At 69.3% G+C, this 17,654-nt stretch carries 17 protein-coding genes and 1 pseudogene; 12 read left to right on the top strand and 6 right to left on the bottom strand.

All coding sequences use genetic code 11. The features are described from left to right. Window positions 1-3 precede the first annotated feature (3 nt). The 5 genes from OHA40_RS06765 (at window position 4) to OHA40_RS06745 (ending at window position 5,624) form a co-directional block, all read left to right on the top strand. A complete protein-coding gene (locus tag OHA40_RS06765; RefSeq protein ID WP_330232211.1) occupies window positions 4-1,338 on the top strand; it encodes a PucR family transcriptional regulator in 1,335 nt (444 codons plus the stop codon). Window positions 1,339-1,466: 128 nt separating this feature from the next. Further along, complete coding sequence (locus tag OHA40_RS06760) at window positions 1,467-2,381, top strand: ACP S-malonyltransferase (protein WP_330232210.1); 915 nt, start codon at window positions 1,467-1,469, stop codon at window positions 2,379-2,381. 122 nt (window positions 2,382-2,503) lie between these two features. After that, window positions 2,504-2,806 (top strand): meromycolate extension acyl carrier protein AcpM, encoded by a 303-nt coding sequence (gene acpM / locus OHA40_RS06755; RefSeq protein ID WP_067470056.1) that lies wholly within the window; start codon window positions 2,504-2,506, stop codon window positions 2,804-2,806. A 10-nt stretch (window positions 2,807-2,816) separates the two neighbouring features. Further along, window positions 2,817-4,067 carry a KasA/KasB family beta-ketoacyl-ACP synthase gene (locus tag OHA40_RS06750; protein WP_330232209.1) on the top strand — a complete coding sequence of 417 codons (1,251 nt, stop codon included), beginning with the start codon at window positions 2,817-2,819 and terminating at the stop codon, window positions 4,065-4,067. A gap of 123 nt (window positions 4,068-4,190) precedes the next feature. After that, window positions 4,191-5,624, top strand: coding sequence for an acyl-CoA carboxylase subunit beta (locus tag OHA40_RS06745; RefSeq protein WP_330232208.1), 1,434 nt, complete (start codon window positions 4,191-4,193; stop codon window positions 5,622-5,624). 26 nt (window positions 5,625-5,650) lie between these two features. Here OHA40_RS06745 and OHA40_RS06740 read toward each other — a convergent pair whose 3' ends face one another. Next, complete coding sequence (locus OHA40_RS06740) at window positions 5,651-6,055, bottom strand: hypothetical protein (RefSeq protein WP_330232207.1); 405 nt, start codon at window positions 6,053-6,055, stop codon at window positions 5,651-5,653. 100 nt (window positions 6,056-6,155) lie between these two features. On the opposite strand from OHA40_RS06740, the gene OHA40_RS06735 reads away from it, so the two are divergent. Both OHA40_RS06735 and OHA40_RS06730 read left to right on the top strand, forming a co-directional pair. After that, a complete protein-coding gene (locus OHA40_RS06735; RefSeq protein WP_330232206.1) occupies window positions 6,156-6,641 on the top strand; it encodes a winged helix-turn-helix transcriptional regulator in 486 nt (161 codons plus the stop codon). After that, window positions 6,533-7,450, top strand: a pseudogene (locus tag OHA40_RS06730) (Eco57I restriction-modification methylase domain-containing protein); the annotation flags it as partial. The gene OHA40_RS06735 and the pseudogene OHA40_RS06730, both read left to right, overlap by 109 nt. A gap of 1,155 nt (window positions 7,451-8,605) precedes the next feature. Here the strand turns inward: OHA40_RS06730 and OHA40_RS06725 are convergent. Then, the gene (locus OHA40_RS06725) at window positions 8,606-9,229 is read right to left on the bottom strand and encodes a TetR/AcrR family transcriptional regulator (protein ID WP_330232205.1); all 624 of its coding nucleotides are present in this window, start codon (window positions 9,227-9,229) and stop codon (window positions 8,606-8,608) included. A gap of 267 nt (window positions 9,230-9,496) precedes the next feature. Here OHA40_RS06725 and OHA40_RS06720 point away from each other — a divergent pair, with 267 nt between their 5' ends. Further along, window positions 9,497-10,309, top strand: a complete 813-nt coding sequence (locus OHA40_RS06720) for an SDR family NAD(P)-dependent oxidoreductase (protein ID WP_330232204.1) — start codon at window positions 9,497-9,499, stop codon at window positions 10,307-10,309. Between the two features lie 126 nt (window positions 10,310-10,435). Beyond that, window positions 10,436-11,431, top strand: coding sequence for a GAF domain-containing protein (locus OHA40_RS06715; RefSeq protein ID WP_330232203.1), 996 nt, complete (start codon window positions 10,436-10,438; stop codon window positions 11,429-11,431). 23 nt (window positions 11,432-11,454) lie between these two features. Here OHA40_RS06715 and OHA40_RS06710 read toward each other — a convergent pair whose 3' ends face one another. The 3 genes from OHA40_RS06710 to OHA40_RS06700 form a co-directional block, all read right to left on the bottom strand. Continuing rightward, window positions 11,455-11,640: a hypothetical protein gene (locus OHA40_RS06710; RefSeq protein ID WP_330232202.1), complete on the bottom strand. Its 186-nt coding sequence runs from the start codon at window positions 11,638-11,640 to the stop codon at window positions 11,455-11,457. Between the two features lie 163 nt (window positions 11,641-11,803). Continuing rightward, entirely contained in the window at window positions 11,804-12,319 is a 516-nt protein-coding gene (locus OHA40_RS06705; RefSeq protein WP_330232201.1) for a gamma carbonic anhydrase family protein, read from the bottom strand. A 2-nt stretch (window positions 12,320-12,321) separates the two neighbouring features. After that, window positions 12,322-13,278: a GlxA family transcriptional regulator gene (locus tag OHA40_RS06700; RefSeq protein ID WP_330232200.1), complete on the bottom strand. Its 957-nt coding sequence runs from the start codon at window positions 13,276-13,278 to the stop codon at window positions 12,322-12,324. Window positions 13,279-13,349: 71 nt separating this feature from the next. Here OHA40_RS06700 and OHA40_RS06695 point away from each other — a divergent pair, with 71 nt between their 5' ends. Both OHA40_RS06695 and ald read left to right on the top strand, forming a co-directional pair. Then, complete coding sequence (locus OHA40_RS06695; protein WP_330232199.1) at window positions 13,350-14,177, top strand: MBL fold metallo-hydrolase; 828 nt, start codon at window positions 13,350-13,352, stop codon at window positions 14,175-14,177. A 134-nt stretch (window positions 14,178-14,311) separates the two neighbouring features. Continuing rightward, the gene (gene ald, locus OHA40_RS06690) at window positions 14,312-15,421 is read left to right on the top strand and encodes an alanine dehydrogenase (protein ID WP_330232198.1); all 1,110 of its coding nucleotides are present in this window, start codon (window positions 14,312-14,314) and stop codon (window positions 15,419-15,421) included. 81 nt (window positions 15,422-15,502) lie between these two features. On the opposite strand, the gene sigJ is transcribed toward ald, so the two are convergent. Beyond that, on the bottom strand, window positions 15,503-16,462 hold the full coding sequence (gene sigJ, locus OHA40_RS06685) for an RNA polymerase sigma factor SigJ (protein WP_330232197.1): 960 nt from the start codon (window positions 16,460-16,462) through the stop codon (window positions 15,503-15,505). A gap of 134 nt (window positions 16,463-16,596) precedes the next feature. Here sigJ and OHA40_RS06680 point away from each other — a divergent pair, with 134 nt between their 5' ends. After that, window positions 16,597-17,529: a cobalamin biosynthesis protein gene (locus tag OHA40_RS06680; RefSeq protein WP_330232196.1), complete on the top strand. Its 933-nt coding sequence runs from the start codon at window positions 16,597-16,599 to the stop codon at window positions 17,527-17,529. Window positions 17,530-17,654 lie beyond the last annotated feature (125 nt).

Genomic DNA, 17,654 nt, shown 5'->3' with positions numbered 1-17,654 from the left:
TGGATGGTGGACCGTAAACCGCCGCGGCCGCGACGGATCTCCGAAGGCTCCTCCGAGCACGAGGTGTATCTGCCGACGGGCGCGCTCTCCCCGAACCGGCAGACCCGCGACCCCCTTCCGGACACTCTGCTCAGACGCGTGAAGCAGTTCTCCGGCCGCCTCTCCACCGAGGCGGTGGGGTCGATGCAGGATCGGTTGCCGTTCTTCGCCGATCTGGACGCCGCCCAGCGGGCCGGCGTGCAGATGCTGGTGCAGACCGCGGTGGTGAACTTTCTGGAGTGGCTGCAGGATCCGGACAGCGACATCCGGTTCAGCCTGGACGCCTTCCAGGTGATCCCGCAGGACCTGGCGCGGCGGCTGACGCTGCGCCAGACCGTGGACATGGTCCGCGTCGCGATGGAGTTCTTCGAGCAGTGGCTGCCCGCGCTCGCGCGCAACGACCGGCAGCTGGTCGCGCTCACCGAGGCGGTGCTGCGCTACGGGCGTGAGCTCGGGTTCGCCGCCGCCTCGGTGTACGCCAGCGCCGCCGAGTCGCGCGGTGCGTGGGACACCCGGCTGGAGGCGCTCGTCGTCGACGCCGTGGTGCGCGGCGACAGCGGTCCGGACATGCTCTCCCGGGCCGCGACGCTGAACTGGGACGCCACCGCACCGGCGACGGTGCTGGTGGGGACCCCGCCGGGCGAGCAGGGCGTCTCGTCGGTGGGGGCGGTGCATACCATCGCGGCGCGGCACGGTCGCGCCGCGCTCGCGGTGGTGCAGGGCACCAGGCTGGTCATGGTGGTGTCCGGGCATCTGGGCGACGCCTCGTATATCTCCCCGTTCCTGGCCGACTTGCTCGCCGAGGTTTTCTCGGACGGCCCGGTGGTGATCGGGCCGACCACGCGCACCTTGGGCGCGGCGCACGCCAGCGCGGTGGAGGCGCTGGCGGGCATGGAGGCCGTAGTGGGCTGGCGCGGGGCCCCGCGACCGGTGCACGCGACCGAATTGCTGCCGGAACGAGCTTTGTTGGGTGATCGAGCTGCGATCGACGCGCTGAACGAGTACCTTGTCCTACCGTTGGCCGCGGCGGGGTCGTCGCTGGCGGACACCCTCGACGCCTATCTGGATTGCGGTGGAGCTGTCGAGACGTGTGCGCGTCAGCTGTACGTCCATCCAAATACGGTCCGGTATCGCTTGAAGCGCATCGCCGAGATCACCGGCCGTGATCCGATGAATCCGCGGGACGCGTACGTGCTCCGAATCGCCGCAACAGTGGGTCGTCTGACACGAACCCGTAACGAATCGTCAACACCTACCCCAGAAGTCACGCAAGTCGCATACGGCAACGAGGGCATGTAACACGTTCGCCGAATCGGTCGATTCGGACAGGCCACGTGGTCTTTTGTGGAACTCCCACAAAAGCGCCTCGGAACCTTCATCCGCGTCGACATCTCGTTCGGCCGGTCTCACAGTGTTTTCTTAGAGGCGTGATCGCGTTGTTCGCCCCTGGACAGGGCTCTCAGGCACCCGGCATGCTCGCGCCCTGGCTCGACCTTCCCGGCGCGAATGAGCGCCTCACCCTGTGGTCCAAGGCTTCCGGCCTGGACCTGGTTCGTCTCGGCACCACCGCGACGGCCGAGGAGATCACCGATACCGCGGTCACCCAACCGCTGGTGGTCGCCGCGGCACTGCTCGCGTTCTCGGAAATCTCGCAGGACGCGCTGCCTGCCGCTACCATCGTCGCCGGACACTCGGTCGGCGAGCTCGCCGCCGCCGCGGTCGCCGGAGTCATCTCCGCCGACGACGCGGTCCGGTTGGCCGCGATCCGCGGAGCGGAGATGGCCAAGGCGTGCGCGCTGGAGCCGACCGGTATGTCCGCGGTGCTCGGTGGCGATGAGGCCGCCGTGCTCGAACGGCTCGCCGAACTCGACCTCGTTCCGGCCAACCGCAACGCGGTGGGTCAGATCGTGGCCGCGGGTCGGCTGGACGCTCTCGCCGAGCTCGCCGCGAATCCCCCGGAGAAGGCCCGGGTTCGCGCGTTGCCCGTCGCGGGCGCGTTCCACACCGCCTTCATGGCCCCGGCGCAGGATGCTGTGACCGAAGCCATAACGAAGATCACGCCGAGCGAGCCGACCAGGACCCTGCTCTCGAACTTCGACGGCAAGCCCGTCGCGTCCGGACAGGATGCGATCGACAAGCTCGCCGCGCAGGTCACCCGGCCTGTCCGGTGGGATCTGTGCACCGAAACCGTCCGCACGGCCGGCGTTTCGGCGGTGGCGGAACTGCCGCCGGCGGGCACCCTCGTCGGCATCGCGAAACGGGAGCTGAAGGGTACGCCGACGCTGGCCCTGAAGACCCCGGAAGACCTCCCCGCGTTGGCTGAGCTGACCACATCCGGCTAGCTTTCCACCGCGACCGCGCATCCAGATGCGAGGTCGTGACCGAGCAGGCGGTAACTATCCGCCCGCTCGATCCGAAAAAGAACCAGTAGAGCCCTACAAAATATCAAGAAGGGAGCCACGAAGTGGCCGCTCTGACCCAGGAACAAATCGTCGAGGAACTCGGCAAGATCATCGAAGAGGTGACCGGCATCGAGCCCTCCGAAGTGACGATCGAGAAGTCCTTCGTCGACGACCTGGACATCGACTCGCTGTCCATGGTCGAGATCGCGGTGCAGACCGAGGACAAGTACGGCGTGAAGATCCCGGACGAGGATCTGGCCAGCCTCAAGACGGTCGGCGACGCCGTCGGATACATCCAGAAGCTCGAGGCGGAGAACGCTGAGGCGGCCGCCGAGCTCAAGGCCAAGTTCGACAACGCCGAGTAGGGCCGACACTGTGACCACTCCTTCCACCTTGAACGGGAACTTCCCCAACGTCGTCGTAACTAGCCTGGCGGCGACCACGTCGATCGCGGGTGACGTCGATGCGACGTGGAAGGGACTCCTCAACGGCGAGAGCGGCATCGACGTTCTCGAGGATTCCTTCGTCGAGGAATACGACCTTCCGGTCCGCATCGGCGGTCACCTGAAGGTCCGGCCCGACACCCTGCTGTCCCGTGTCGAATGCCGGCGCATGGCCTACGTCGAGCAACTCGCGACCGTGCTCGGTCGCGAGGTGTGGCGGAACGCGGGCAGCCCGGAAGTCGATCACGAGCGGCTGGGTGTGGCCATCGGCACCGGATTAGGTGGTGGCGACGCCCTCATCGATTCCGTGGACAAGCTGAAGAACGGCGGCTATCGCAAGATTTCGCCGTTGGCTGTCCAGATGGTCATGCCGAACGGCCCGTCGGCCGTTGTCGGTCTCGAACTGAAGGCCAGGGCGGGAGTGGTCACTCCGGTCTCGGCATGCTCGTCCGGCTCCGAGGCCATCGCCAACGCCTGGCGCATGATCGTCATGGGTGACGCCGACATGGTCGTCACCGGTGGCGTCGAAGGCTTCATCGACGCGGTGCCGATCGCGGCGTTCACCATGATGCGCGCCATGAGCACCCGCAACGACGACCCGAAGGGCGCGTCGCGTCCCTTCGACAAGGATCGCGACGGCTTCGTCTTCGGCGAGGCGGGCGCGCTCATGGTCATCGAGACCGAGGAGCACGCGAAGGCGCGTGGTGCCACCATCCACGCGCGCCTGCTCGGCGCAGGCATCACCTCCGACGGCTTCCACCTCGTCGCTCCCGACCCGACGGGCGACGGCGCGGCGCGGGCCATGACCAGGGCGATGCAGTCCGCGGGGTTGACCAAGCAGGACATCACGCACATCAACGCGCACGCGACCGCGACGCCGATCGGCGACACCGCCGAGGCGAACGCGATCAGCAAGGCCGTGGGCAACCACGCCTCGGTGTACGCGCCCAAGTCGGCACTCGGTCACTCGATCGGCGCCGTCGGCGCCCTGGAATCCGTGCTGACGGTGATGAGTATCCGCGACGGCATCGTCCCGCCGACGCTGAACCTGGAGAACCAGGACCCGGAGATCGACCTCGATGTGGTGCGCGGCGAAGCCCGCCGCCAGGAGATCGAGTACGCGATCAACAACTCCTTCGGATTCGGCGGGCACAATGTGGCGCTCGCCTTCGGTCGGGCATAGCCGCGCGATCAACTGCACAACGGGTCCCGGCGGGGTCTGCCACCTGAGGTGGCACGACCCCGCCGTGGTTCGACATACGCAGCCGCGGCAGCGGCACACTCAGTGAGGTGAGGAGACAACGCGATGACAATCATCGCTCCCGCGGTGCAACACGAGACCGCGACCGACCCGCGCGATCCGCTAGGCCGACTCCAGCGCTTCTTCGATCCGGGCACCATTCTTCCGCTACACCCGCGTGACAAGTCCGGTGTTCTCGCTGCCATCGGCGAGGTGGACGGTGTTCGCACCGTGGCCTACTGCTCCGACGCCACCGTGATGGGCGGCGCGATGGGCGTGGAGGGCTGCAAGCACATCGTCGACGCCATCGACACCGCCATCGACTCCGGCGTCCCGGTGGTCGGGCTGTGGCACTCCGGCGGCGCTCGCCTGGCCGAGGGTGTCGAGGCGCTGCACGCGGTCGGCCAGGTCTTCGAGGCGATGGTCCGCGCGTCCGGCCTGGTTCCGCAGATCTCCGTCGTACTCGGCTTCGCCGCCGGTGGCGCCGCCTACGGTCCGGCGCTCACCGACATCGTGATCATGGCTCCGGAAGGCCGCGTCTTCGTGACCGGTCCGGACGTGGTGCGCAGCGTGACCGGCGAGCAGGTCGACATGGCCACCCTCGGTGGTCCGGAGACGCACGGCAAGAAGTCCGGCGTCACCCACATCGTCGCCGACGACGAGACCGACGCGCTGCACCGCGCCCGCCGCCTGGTATCGATGTTCGCCGAGCAGGGCGAATTCGACATGCTCGCCGCCGAGCACGGCGATATCGACCTGAAGGCGATGCTGCCGGATTCGGCCAAGCGCGCCTACGACGTGAAGCCGGTCATCCACGAATTGCTCGACAACGTCGACGGTGAATCGTCGTTCGAGGAACTGCAGGGTCGGTACGCCCGCAGCATCGTCACCGGCATCGGTCGCCTCGGCGGCCGCACCGTCGGTGTGCTGGCGAACAACCCGATCCGGCTCGGTGGCTGTCTGAACTCCGAAAGCGCCGAGAAGGCGGCACGGTTCGTGCGGCTGTGCGACGCGTTCGGCATTCCGCTGATCGTGGTCACCGACGTGCCGGGCTACTTGCCCGGTGTCGGCCAGGAATGGGAAGGCGTAGTGCGCCGTGGTGCGAAGCTGCTGCACGCGTTCGCCGAGGCGCGCGTTCCGCGGGTCACCTTGGTGACGCGCAAGATCTACGGTGGCGCCTACATCGCCATGAACGCTCGCTCGCTCGGCGCGACGGCGGTCTACGCATGGCCGGGTTCCGAGGTGGCCGTGATGGGCGCCAAGGCCGCGGTCGGCATCCTGCACAAGAAGGCGCTCGCGGCCGCGCCGGAGGAAGAGCGCGAAGCGCTGCACGAGCGGCTGACCGCCGAACACGAGCGCATCGCGGGTGGCGTGGAGCGCGCTATCGCGATCGGCGTCGTCGACCAGGTCATCGACCCGGCCAAGACCCGCAGCACCATCGCGGCGGCCCTGGCCGCCGCCCCGGCCCGCGCGAGTCACCACAAGAACATCCCGCTCTGACCCAACGCACCGAAGCGGGCCCCGGACTACCCGGGGCCCGCTTCACGTTCTGGACCGCACGTGCTGAGAGCAACCAGCAGGGGGAGCGCGCAGGTGATATCGCCGTGAACCGAACCGATGCCGCGACAGCGTGACCGGCCCAGGCCGGGGTAGGTGTCGCGGAATGCTTCTCGAACGGTCGCCGCGTCCGTCGCGTCACGGTTCTCGATTCCGGTGACCACCTCGGCGACGCGCCAGTAGTTGGACGGGACCAGTCGGCCGGATTCGATCGCCGCGAGCGCGACGTGTGCCGCTTCCTCCGGCTTGTCGGCCGCGACAAGGGCCAGGCCCAAATCCAGGTTCGCCGAAGCGATCCGGCGCGGCCGGACGGACGCGGCACCAGCCAGATCGGCGAGGACGTGCCGTGCATACGATTCGGCCGCCGGAAGCACGGCTCTATTCCGGTGGCGGCGGTGGCATTGCTGCTCGGCGCCGGGGCATAGTGAGATCTCACGAGGGCGAATGCGGCGCGGCGATCGGTAGCATCGGAGGGTGCGCTACGAAGAACTGGCCGACGTGCCGTGCTCGATCACGCGCTCACTCGTGATCTTCGGTGATCGCTGGACCCTGCTGATCCTGAAATCCTGCTTCTCCGGTATCCGGCGTTTCAACGCCTTTCAGAGCGCGCTGGGCATTTCCCGCAGCAGGTTGCAGGATCGTCTGGACCGGTTGATCGATCACGGCATCCTGGTCAAGCAGAAGGCCGCTGTCGGTGCGCACGAGGAGTACCGCCTCACCGTCAAAGGCCACGACATCTACCCGATTCTGCTGGCCATCCGCGATTGGGGCGACACCTATATGGCGCCCGAGGGACCTCCGGTCCGCTACCGTCACCACGAGTGCACCGGCGAGGCGCATGTGCGGCTCGAATGCGATTCGTGCGGAAACGAACTCACTGCCCGGGATGTCACCCCCGAGTTGGGACCCGGTCTGCTCGACGCCACCGGAGCCGAGGCGCCCGCGGCTACCACGCGTTAGACGTCGCGGCGCCTGGTGCCGTCTATCGGGCCGCGCTGGTATCGAACACTCCGCTGGGAAGCCGCGCGAAAGTGTGGCCCACGACACCGGGCTTGCTGCTGGCGGCGGCTTTCCGAACGGGCGACGCGCCCGACCACGCAACCGGTTGTCCGAGTTGCCGCGATCGGCCGGCCCGGACGAGGCAGAATCCCGCTATGGCGTCCGAAGCCACCGCCGCGCGGGACCGCAAACGGCACGGCAGGCACTACACGCCGCCCGCGCTGGCCCGGTTCCTCGCGCAGCGGCTGCTGCGGTATGTCGCGCCGTCGGCATCCGGGGTCCTGCGCGTCCTCGATCCGGCCTGCGGCGACGGTGAGCTGCTGTTCGCGCTGCACGCTGAGGCGGCGGTGCGATTCCCCGGCGCCCAGCTGCTGTCGACCGGCTACGACCTCGATGCGCAAGCGCTCGCGGTGGCGCGCGACCGTGCCGCCGCGGCAGGGATTCTCGCGACCTGGCGCAGCGCCGACTTTCTCGCGGTCGAGACCGAGCTACCGGATGGCTCGTTCGACGCGGTGATCACCAACCCGCCGTACGTGCGCACGCAGCAGCTGGGCGGATCTACCGCGCAGTTGCTGAGCAAGCGGTTCGGTCTGCGCGGACGGATCGACCTCACCCATCCGTTCGTCGCGACGCTGCCGCGGTTGCTGACTGCCGGGGGCGTGCTCGGCCTGCTGTGCGCCAACCGCTTTCTGACCACCAAGGCCGGTGCGAATATCCGGCGCCTGCTGCTCACCGACCTGGCGCCGGTCGAGCTGTACGACCTCGGTGACACCAAATTCTTCACCGCCGCCGTGCTGCCCGCGATCACCATCGCGCGGCGCGCGAGCTACCGCGATGGCTGCCGCTACGTCTCCGCGTACCAGGCAAACGGCGCAATACCCGGTGAAACGCCACTTTTCGAGGCACTGACCGAGGAGCGTGGCTCGATTGTCCAGCACAACGGGCGGACCTTCGTCATCGAGGTCGGCAGGTTGGTGACCGGGCGCGAACCTGCGGTGACCAGCAACGTCGGCCTGGAAACCCGTTCGGACACCACAGCAGGGAGCGATAGGGAGGTTGTGCCCGTCGCGGGACGACGTGCGGGTGATCGGGCAACACGCGAACCGGAGACCGCGTGGCGCATGTCGCACGACGCGGTCGACGCCTGGCTGACGCGGATCGGTGCGGCCACTTGGCGCGACTTCGGCGATGTGGCGCGCATCCGGGTCGGCATCAAGACGACCGCCGACCGTGTGTTCATCTCCGACCGCTGGGCCGAGGCCGACCCATGTCCCGAGCCCGAACTGCTGCTCGCGCTGATCACCCATCACGACCTCGTACCCTGGCGGGCCACACGTGGCCGCGATGTCCGGGTGCTGTATCCCTACGATGTGGCGCGTCCGCGCCGCACCCCGATCGATCTCGCCGAATTCCCGTGCGCCGCCGCATATCTGCTGGCCAACAAGGAGGCGCTGGCCGGTCGCCGCTACGTCACCGAGAGCGGCCGCGAGTGGTTCGAGATCTGGGTTCCGCAGCGCCCGCACCTGTGGCGGGAGCCGAAGCTGGTCTTCCCGGACATCAGCGACCGCCCGCGTTTCGCGCTGGACTGTTCGGGCGCGGTGGTCAACGGCGACTGCTATTGGATCTCGCTGCCCGATCTCGCCCGCGCGCCGGCCGAGGCGATACGCCTGGCGTATCTGCTGATGGGCGTGGCCAATTCGGCGCTCGGCCTGCGGTTCTACGACGCGGTCTGCGGCAATCGGCTGTACTCGGGCAGGCGGCGCTGGATCACCCAGTACGTGTCGCGGCTGCCGGTGCCCGATCCGGCGGCCGCCCGCTCCGCGGGCGTGATCGATCTGGTGCGCGAGTTCGTCGACGGCCGGGTGCCCGACCAGGCGGCGCAGGCGGAGCTGGACGAGCGGGTGTCGGCCGCGTTCGGCGTCCGGTTACGCGTTGACCCGGACGCCGACCATCGGCAGCAGGGTGCGGCGCGCGAACTCGCGTGCGGCGTCCTGATCGGTGACCGGGATCAGGCCGTCGGGGGTGAGGGCGAGCGACAGCGCCAGCCGGGCCATGATCTCGGCGACCAAGTCGGCGTCGAAGGCGTGCGTGCCACCGGCATTCCGTAGTTCGCGCAGCTTCTCGGCCAGGTAGGCGCGGCCGACGGCGAGGATCGGTCCCGCGTCGGTGGTCAGGCGGGGCAGGATCAGGTCGGGCTCGGTCCGCAGCAGCCTGCGCAGCAGCTCGTTGCCCGCGATGGCGGTGATGAAGGCGACGAAGATCTCCACCAGCTGGTCGTCGGTGCCGGAAACGGTCTGCACCCGCCTGTCGATGGCGGCGACGAAGCGCTGCGCCTCCCGCACGCTTACCGCCTCGACGAGATCGTTCTTCGATTCGTAGCGCCGGTACAGCGTGGCCGGGCTGATCCCAGCGCGGCGGGCGATCTCGCCCATGCTGGTCCGCTTGATGCCGAAGTCCAGGAACGCGGACAGTGCGCTTTCCAGCAGCTTTTCGCCGTCGGCGACCGGCTTCTCCAGGATGCGCTGCAGCATGGGCGAGACGGTTGGCATCGGATCTCCAGTGGGTTCGGCGCGGTGGCCAGGCGTGGCCGGTGGGCGCGGCATCGCGACGGGTGCGGACGGGAGGTTCATTATTTCACTGGGTCGGCGCGGCGTGACCGGGCATTGCCGAACCCGCGCGGCGGCGGCCAGGTCCGGCCGGGTCGAAACGGTGCACGAACGCGCCGCTATGCAAGTAGGTCGCATGTCCAGATTCGACTGACTAGCCTGGGGTTGCGTCCGGTCGCACCATCGGTCGGCGCGGAAAGGGGTTGGGCTGTGGGGTATTTCGCGGATCGAGTGGTGGCGGTGACGGGAGCAGGCTCCGGAATCGGGCGGGAGTTGGCGGTGGCGCTGGCCGGTGCGGGAGCGCGGCTGGCGCTGTCGGACAAGTCGGCGGAAGCCGTCGCGGAGACCGGGGCGCTGTGCGCCGCCACCGGTTGGGAGCCGACGGTGAGCACGGTGGACGTCACCGATCGCGGGGCGGTGCTCGCGCACGCGGAGCGGACCGTCGCGCACTTCGGGCGGGTCGAGGCGCTGTTCAACAACGCGGGGATTCTGCACGTCGGGAGCGTGCTCGAGTCGCCGTTCAGTGACTTCGAACGGGTGATGGACGTCGACTTCTGGGGTGTCGTCAATGGCACCAAGGCATTTCTGCCGTATTTGCTGACTGCTCGGCGCGCGCATGTGGTCAATGTGTCCTCGGCCCTCGGATTGGTGGCGGTGGCGCGGCACGCGCCATATAACGCGGCGAAGTTCGCCGTGCGCGGGTTCACCGACTCGCTGCGCCAGGACATGCGGGCCGCGGGCGGGACCGTGCGGGTCACCGGCGTGTACCCCGGCGGTGTGCTCACCGGCATCGCGCGGTCGGCGAACGTCGCGCCGGGTGTCGACGCGGCCGACGTGGTGCGGCGATTCGAGGGCCAGGTGGCGCGGACCAGCCCGGCCGCGGCGGCGCGGACCATTCTGCGCGGCGCCGCGCGCGGCGAGGCGAAGGTGCTGGTCGGATTGGACGCGATTGTTGTGGATCTGGTCACACGAGTCGCCGGGTCGTACCACGAGCGGCTGCTGGACATGGTATTCCGTTCCTGATCACGCGCACAGCACTCGGACAGGGACGGTTATTGGCGGAATGGCAACTGGCCGAACGCATCTCACCATACAGGGGACTATCGACGAGGGGTATGCCGGGAGCGCCGCGGCGCAGGGGTGGGTCCGATGACGAAATGGATTCTGGTCGAGTGCTTTTCGGGGCATCCCGGGCGGGTCATCGCCCTGGGCGCCGCGCCGAAGTCGTTCGTCCCGCTGACCAATATCCTGCGCAATCCCTTGTCGCTGGCCGACGCGGAGTCGGCCGTACGGCAGGCCTGCGCCACCGGTGCTCGGGTCGCGCGGGTCTCGCACGATGGCCGGCGCACGGTGCGCGCAGAACCGCTGCTCATCGCGCCGGGGCGCGCACACGCCGTGCGACTGTGGATCGGACCGGTGCAGGAGCCGATCGCGCGTCCGGACTCGATGGGCGCGTGGTATTTCAATCTCACCACCAACCGCTCGGTGCGCAGCATCGATCTCCTGGACCTGTACGGCGTGGCACCGGAGAACCGTGCCGCCGAGTTGGCCATCGCCGGTGCGTTCACCCGGCTGGTCACCAACCGCGACGAGAGCGAAGCGCTGGCCAAGATCGTCAACTCCGCGCCCGGCACCGAGCATCAGGCGGTGTGGACCATCCGCCGCGACGACGACGCGTTGCGAGCCGGGCACTTCGCCTGCCGGATCGTCGCCGAATCGGACAACGCGGGCACACGTCAAGTGCTCCTGCGTGGCGTGACCCAGGACATCGGCGCCGCCATGGCGGTCCCCGCCGCACCGCCGCCGATGATCCTGGAGTACGCGCTGCTGGAAGCCTCGGCGGAACCCGGCGAGTACCGCGCCATCGTCAATCTGCGCTCGTTGCGGCTGATCCGGTGGATCGGCGCGCCCATGCCCGGCATCGCCTGGGAGGACCTCCTTGGTCAGCCGCCGCCGCAGATCCATCCGGACGATCTGGAGCGGGCCAAGGCCATGTCACGCGAGCTGGCGCGGCATCGCACCGAGGGGACGGTGCGTATCCGCCGGCTCGATGGTGGTTGGCAATCGGTACGGGTACGGGCGGCGTTGATGGCGCTGGATCAGCACACGACGGCCGGGCTCGCCACGGTCACCGCGGCCTCGTGACCGCGGTGACCGTGGCGTCGAAGTCATTGGCTCGGCAGATCCAGCTCGGCCATTTCCTTCTCGATCGCATTCGCGGCGAAATCCACACCGCTGGAACGCAATTCATGAACCCGGCGCTGGAGTGCCTCGACTCCGCCCGGTTGGGCCGCGATGTCGGCGACGCTGATCCGCCCCTTGGGCCGATGCACACCCGACTGCACGTACGACACCGTGATACCTCCTGCCTGCACGCTCGCCCACCGACCCGGGTGGGTTCACCACTGCGCTACAAGCCGCACGACAACCGTGTCGACAGGAGAGCCCGGGTCGCCGGGCACGCTGGCTGAATGTTATCAGCGATTACTGCTGGACACTTGATCAGTGTGTTCTGAATCACACCTCATTTGCCGTGCGATGTTGGGCTGTATTTGCTAAGTAGACAGTCGCATTCAGGCGAATGCGATCTTGTTCCTCGGCGCGGAGTTCCCGGCGGACCTTGCCCGGCACGCCCGCCACGAGTGAGCCGGGTGGAATCTGCGCGCCCTCCGGGATCAGGGCGTTGGCCGCGATCAGGCTGCCCGCCCCGACGGTGGCGCCGTTGAGGATGGTGGCACCCATTCCGACCAGTACGTCGTCGCCGATGGCGCAGCCGTGCAGGATCGCATTGTGTCCCACCGAAACCCCGGCGCCGACGGTGAGCGGGAAGCCGGGGTCGGCGTGCAGCACGCAGCCGTCTTGGATATTGCTGCGGGCGCCGACCTCGATGCCCTCCAGGTCGCCGCGCAGCACCGCGCCGTACCAGACGCTCACCTCGCCCGCGAGCCGCACGCGGCCGATCACCGTGGCGTTCGGCGCGATCCACGCGCTCTCTTCGATCTCCGGCGCAAACTCGCCCAGCTGAATCCGCATGATCATGAACTTAACCGGGTCCCCTGGAAGCCGGCGCGGTGGGCGGCCGGGCTGGTGCCGAGGATGCGGTGGAAGTGGTGGCGCAGGCTGACCGCCGTGCCGAAGCCGGTGTCGGAGGCGATGCGTTCCACGGTGTCGGTGGTGGATTCCAGGAGCAGTCGTGCGCGGTCGGTGCGTTGCAGCAGCAGCCACTGTTGCGGGCTGCTGCCGGTGCGGTCGCGGAAGCGGCGGGTGAACGTGCGCCGCGACAGCAACGCGACCCGGGCCCAGCTGTCCAGGTCGACCGGATCGCCGAGATGTGTGCGCGCCCAGACCATGGCGCGCTCGATCGGATCGTCGTCGGCGGCCTCGGGAACCGCGACCGGAATGTACTGCGCCTGCGAGCCGCTGCGGTGCGGGGCGGTGACCAGCGCTCTGGCGAGTTCGGTGGCCGCTTTACTGCCCAGATCGCATCGGACCAGGTGCAGGCAGCAGTCGAGAGCGGCGGCCACGCCCGCGGAGGTGACGATGTCGCCCAGGTCGGACCAGAGGGTGTCGGCGCGGACCCGGACCGCCGGGAACGCGCGGGCCAGTTCGGCGGCGGCGGCCCAGTGCGTGGTGACTTCGCGTCCGTCCGCCAAGCCGCTGGCGGCCACCGCCCACGAGCCGAGGCACAGCCCGACGATCCTGGCGCCGCCCGCGTGCGCGGTGTGCAGAGCGGAGCGCAGCTGGGGTGACAGCGGCATATCGGGCTCCCAGCTCGGGATCACGATCGTGCCTGCGCGGGTGAGCGTATCGAGTCCGTGTCGCACGTCGATGTCGAAACCGGCTGGAGTGCGCAACATTCCGGGCCGTTGGGAGCACACGTCCACCTGATACGGAGTCGAGCCGCCCACCCCTACCCGCCCGAAAACGAGGGCGGGCACGGACAGGTGGAACGGGCTGATTCCGTCGTAGGCGACGACGGCCACGGTGCGCATGGCCTGATCTTAGCGATAGGCGGCTCACGGGCCACTGTCGACGGGCGTTCGGGCTGGACAAGCTCGACGACATGAACGAGCGAATGATCAGCACAGCGCCCATCCCGCAGGACGGAGCAGAACATCAGCAAGGCGTCACCGTGACAGAAACCACCGCGTTCGAAGTCCTGCACGTCGGCGGCCCCACCCTGCGGTTCCGCTACGCGGGCAGCACCTGGCTGACCGACCCCACCTTCGACGCGCCGGGCGACTACCCGGGGCGCGTCCCACTGCACAAACTGGCCGGGCCGGCGGCGTCGCCGCAGGAGGTCGGCCCGGTGGACGTTGTGCTGCTCTCACACGACGAACACGCCGACAACCTGGACATCACCGGCCGGGAATTCCTGACCACCGTGCCGACCGTGCTGTCCACCCCGGGTGCCGCGACCCGGATCGATGGTGTGCGCGGACTCGAGAACTGGGAGACCGTCACCGTGCAGGGGGTCCAGGTGACCGGCGTCCCTGCCCTGCACGGCCCGGAGGGATGCGAGCCGTTCACCGGAATCGTCACCGGCTTCGTGCTGCGCGCCGACGGAGAGCCGACGGTGTACGTCTCGGGCGACAACGCCTCCGTCGACGTGGTCGAGCGGATCGTCGAGCGAATCGGCCGCATCGACATCGCCGTGCTCAATGTCGGCGCCGCGAACATCGGTCTCTTCGGCGACGCCGACGCCACCTTGAACGCGCGCACCGCCCTGCTGGCCGCCGAAATGCTCGGCGATGCCATGATCGTGCCGGTCCACGGCGAAGGCTGGGCGCACTTCAGCGAGACGCTCGACCATCTGGCCCGCGTTTTCGGCTACGCCGGTCGTGCCGACCAGCTGCGCATTCCTCCCTTGGGCCGCGTCGCGGGCATCTGACGGCCGGGCGATCGCCGGGGCCAGCTGGGCAATGTGCCGAGAAACTCGCACGGGGGGACGGGACCGGGTGATCGCCGTGCGCGATCGGCGCGTCGGTCGTAGCGCGGGCCCGGTGCCGGGGCCACGATGGCGGTATGAGGATCGGAGTACCGCGGGAGGTCAAGGAACAAGAATTCCGGGTGGCACTGACTCCGGCGGGCGCCGGGGAACTGACCGGGCACGGACACGAGGTGCTGGTGCAGGCGGGCGCCGGCATCGGCTCGGGATTTCCCGACGCCGATTACGACGCGGCCGGGGCGCGGCTGGTCGCGGAGGCCGACGAGGTGTGGTGGGACGCCGAATTGGTGTTGAAGGTGAAGGAGCCGATCGCCGAGGAGTATCCGCGGATGCGTCGCGGGCAGGTGCTGTTCACGTTCCTGCACCTGGCCGCGTCGCGCGAGTGCACCGACGCCGTCCTGCGTTCCGGGATCACCGCTGTCGCCTACGAGACGGTTCGCGCGGCGGACGGTTCGCTACCGCTGCTGGCCCCGATGAGCGAGATCGCGGGCAAACTCGGCACACAGGTCGGCGCCTACCACTTGATGGCCCCGCTCGGTGGCGCCGGTCTGTTGCCCGGCGGCGTTCCGGGGGTGCGCCCGGCGGAGGTGGTCGTGCTCGGCGGCGGCGTCGCGGGCTCGAACGCGGCCGCGGTCGCCGTCGGCATGGGTGCCCGGGTGAACGTCCTGGACACCAGCCTGCACCGGCTGCGCGAACTCGACGCCCGCTTCGGCGGCCGGATCACCACCATCGCCTCGAACGCCGCGGAGATCCGGCGCGCGGTGTTGTCGGCCGACTTGGTGATCGGCGCGGTGCTGGTGCCCGGCGCGCGTGCGCCGAAACTGGTCTCCGACGATCTCGTCGCGGGCATCCGCCCCGGCGCGGTGCTGGTGGACATCTCCATCGACCAGGGTGGCTGCTTCGCCGCCTCACACCCGACGACCCACGCGAAGCCGACCTTCCCGGTGGCGGATGCACTGTTCTACTGCGTCGCCAACATGCCAGGCGCGGTGCCGAACACCTCGACGATCGCGCTCACCAACGCCACGCTGCCCTACGTTCGCGCGATCGCCGACCTCGGTTGGAAGGAGGCGTGCTCCGCGAACCCCGACCTGGCCCATGGTCTCACCGCCGACGCCGGTCGGCTGCTCTCCGTGGAAGTCGCCGCCGCGCACGGATATTCGCGTCCGCTCGGAGTCGCGGGCTGACCGGCGGCGATCGCGGCGTGCTGGATCGCCGCCGGGGTGCGGATGCGCCGTCGTGTTCGGCCCGCCGCGACCCGGCCGCGGCTACTCGCGTTCGGTCCTGCCCTCGCCCAGGTACCAGTCGGGCTGACCGGTGGTGGGCAGGTCGCGCAGCTTGTCCGGGTTGCGGACCACGTCGATCGCGACGATGCGGCCTTCGTCGACGGTGAAGGAGAAGACGCCGGTGTGCGAGCCGTCGAAGACCACCAGGCCGGGCTGGCCGTTGACCAGCACCGCACGCCCCCAGGCACCCGCGGCGGACGGCGCGTGGTACCAGCCGAGCAGCAGCTTGGCCACCAGTTCGGCGCCGTGGACCGGCTGCCGGATCGCGGGCACCTTGCCGCCGCCGTCGGCGGTGAGACTCACCTTGGCGTCGAGCACGCCGAGCAGCGCGCCGAGATCGCCGGAACGCCAGGCCAGCGAGAAGGCCGACACCACCTTTTTCTGCTCGTCCGGTGAGGCGGGGAAGCGCGGAGTGCCGTCCTCGACTCGCTTGCGGGCTCGGGAGGCGAGCTGTCGCACCGCGGCCGGGGTGCGTCCGACCACTTCGGCGACCTCAGGGCCGCTCATGCCGAAGACGTCCTGGAGGACGAACGCGGTGCGTTCCGCAGGGGAGAGGGATTCGAGAACGACCAGCAGCGCGGTGGTGACCCGCTCGTCCTGGGTGATCCGGTCGGCCGGGTCGTCCCAGGTGGTGACCTCCGGCTCCGGCAGCCATTCACCCACGTATTGTTCGCGGCGCACGCGGGCGGAGCCGAGGTGGTCGAGTGCGAGCCGTCCGGTCACGGTCGAGAGCCAGGCGAGCAGGTTGTCGATCTGGCCCGCGGTGCCCGCCTGGTACTGGCGCTGCAACCGCAACCACGCCTCCTGCACCACGTCATCGGCATCGGTGAGGCTGCCCAGTGTGCTGTAGGCGAGGCGGCGCAGATACGGCCGGTGCTCCTCGAACCGCCGGGCCAGCTCGGTCTGGTCGAGGGGCTCGGGGGAAGGCTGCTCGGAAGTCACTGCTGTTCGCCGTTCGTCGTTCGGCCCCGCAGGGGCGAGTCTATGGATGCGTCGCCAGGTCGACGACGCAGGGGCACAGAGTGTGACATGTGGGCGACGGGGTGGTGGGCGAGCCCACCCGATAATCTCGCCGGATGCAGAAGGGGACCTCCACCGCTGTCGGGCTGCTGCTCGGATTCGCGCTCGATCGCGTGTTCGGCGACCCCGGGCGGTGGCATCCGGTGGCCGCATTCGGTTCCGCGGCGGCCGCGTTGGAATCGGTGACCTACGCAGACCGGCGCGCGGCGGGACTGATGCACGAGGCGCTCGCGGTCGGCGCGGTAGTCGGATTCGGCGTGGCGGCGCGGCGGCGCGGGGTGACCGCGACCGCGGTCGCGACCTGGACCGTCCTCGGCGGTCGCAGCCTCGCCCGCACGGGTCGCGCGATGGCCGACCGGCTGGCAGGCGGCGATCTGGACGGCGCTCGCGCGCTGCTGCCCGCGCTGTGCGGCCGCGACCCGGACGTGCTCGACACGGACGGGCTCGCGCGCGCCGCTCTGGAATCCATCGCAGAGAACACCTCCGACGCGGCCGTCGCTCCGATGGTCTGGGGTGCCGTGGCCGGTGTGCCCGGTTTGCTGGGGTATCGCGCGATCAACACCCTCGATGCGATGGTCGGCTACCGCAACGAGCGCTACCTGCGCTTCGGCTGGGCCGCCGCGCGCACCGACGACCTCGCCAATCTGCTCCCGGCGCGCCTCACGGGCCTGCTCACGGCCGTGCTCGCACCGCTGGTCGGCGGACGCCCCGCGGCGGCACTGCGCGCATGGCGCCGCGACGCCGCCGGGCATCCCAGCCCCAATGCCGGGGTGGTCGAGGCATCGATGGCCGGCGCGCTCGGCGTCCGGTTGGGTGGCCGCACGCAGTACCCGCACGGCGTAGAGCTGCGCCCCGTCCTCGGTGACGGGCCTGCTCCGACGGTCCACGACCTGCGCCGTGCCGTTCGCCTCTCCGAAGCCGTGCAGTTCACCGCCGTACTCCTCGCCGCCGCCGTGGCCGCGAAGCCTCCTACCCGCCTGCCCCGCTGACCGCGGACTTTCGTTTCGGGGCAGAGTATCTGCGTTCGGCGGCACAGGATGCGTGTTCAAACGAAGTGATGAACCTTCGCGATCGATACTGTTTCGGCGAGCCCGATTCTGGAACAAACGACCGA

This window comes from Nocardia sp. NBC_00508, from assembly GCF_036346875.1.
Lineage (GTDB): Bacteria > Actinomycetota > Actinomycetes > Mycobacteriales > Mycobacteriaceae > Nocardia.
Note: the sequence above shows the minus strand (reverse complement) of the source record. Positions and strands in the feature narration are given on the sequence as shown.

What these genes read in the sequence shown, in the direction of transcription:
- OHA40_RS06745 (WP_330232208.1), top strand. Translation starts at nt 4,191, where the DNA reads ATGACAATCATCGCTCCCGCGGTGCAACACGAGACCGCGACCGACCCG.
- OHA40_RS06725 (WP_330232205.1), bottom strand. Translation starts at nt 9,229, where the DNA reads ATGCCAACCGTCTCGCCCATGCTGCAGCGCATCCTGGAGAAGCCGGTC.
- OHA40_RS06765 (WP_330232211.1), top strand. Translation starts at nt 4, where the DNA reads ATGGTGGACCGTAAACCGCCGCGGCCGCGACGGATCTCCGAAGGCTCC.
- ald (WP_330232198.1), top strand. Translation starts at nt 14,312, where the DNA reads ATGAGGATCGGAGTACCGCGGGAGGTCAAGGAACAAGAATTCCGGGTG.
- OHA40_RS06700 (WP_330232200.1), bottom strand. Translation starts at nt 13,278, where the DNA reads ATGCGCACCGTGGCCGTCGTCGCCTACGACGGAATCAGCCCGTTCCAC.
- OHA40_RS06695 (WP_330232199.1), top strand. Translation starts at nt 13,350, where the DNA reads ATGAACGAGCGAATGATCAGCACAGCGCCCATCCCGCAGGACGGAGCA.
- OHA40_RS06715 (WP_330232203.1), top strand. Translation starts at nt 10,436, where the DNA reads ATGACGAAATGGATTCTGGTCGAGTGCTTTTCGGGGCATCCCGGGCGG.
- OHA40_RS06705 (WP_330232201.1), bottom strand. Translation starts at nt 12,319, where the DNA reads ATGCGGATTCAGCTGGGCGAGTTTGCGCCGGAGATCGAAGAGAGCGCG.
- OHA40_RS06680 (WP_330232196.1), top strand. Translation starts at nt 16,597, where the DNA reads ATGCAGAAGGGGACCTCCACCGCTGTCGGGCTGCTGCTCGGATTCGCG.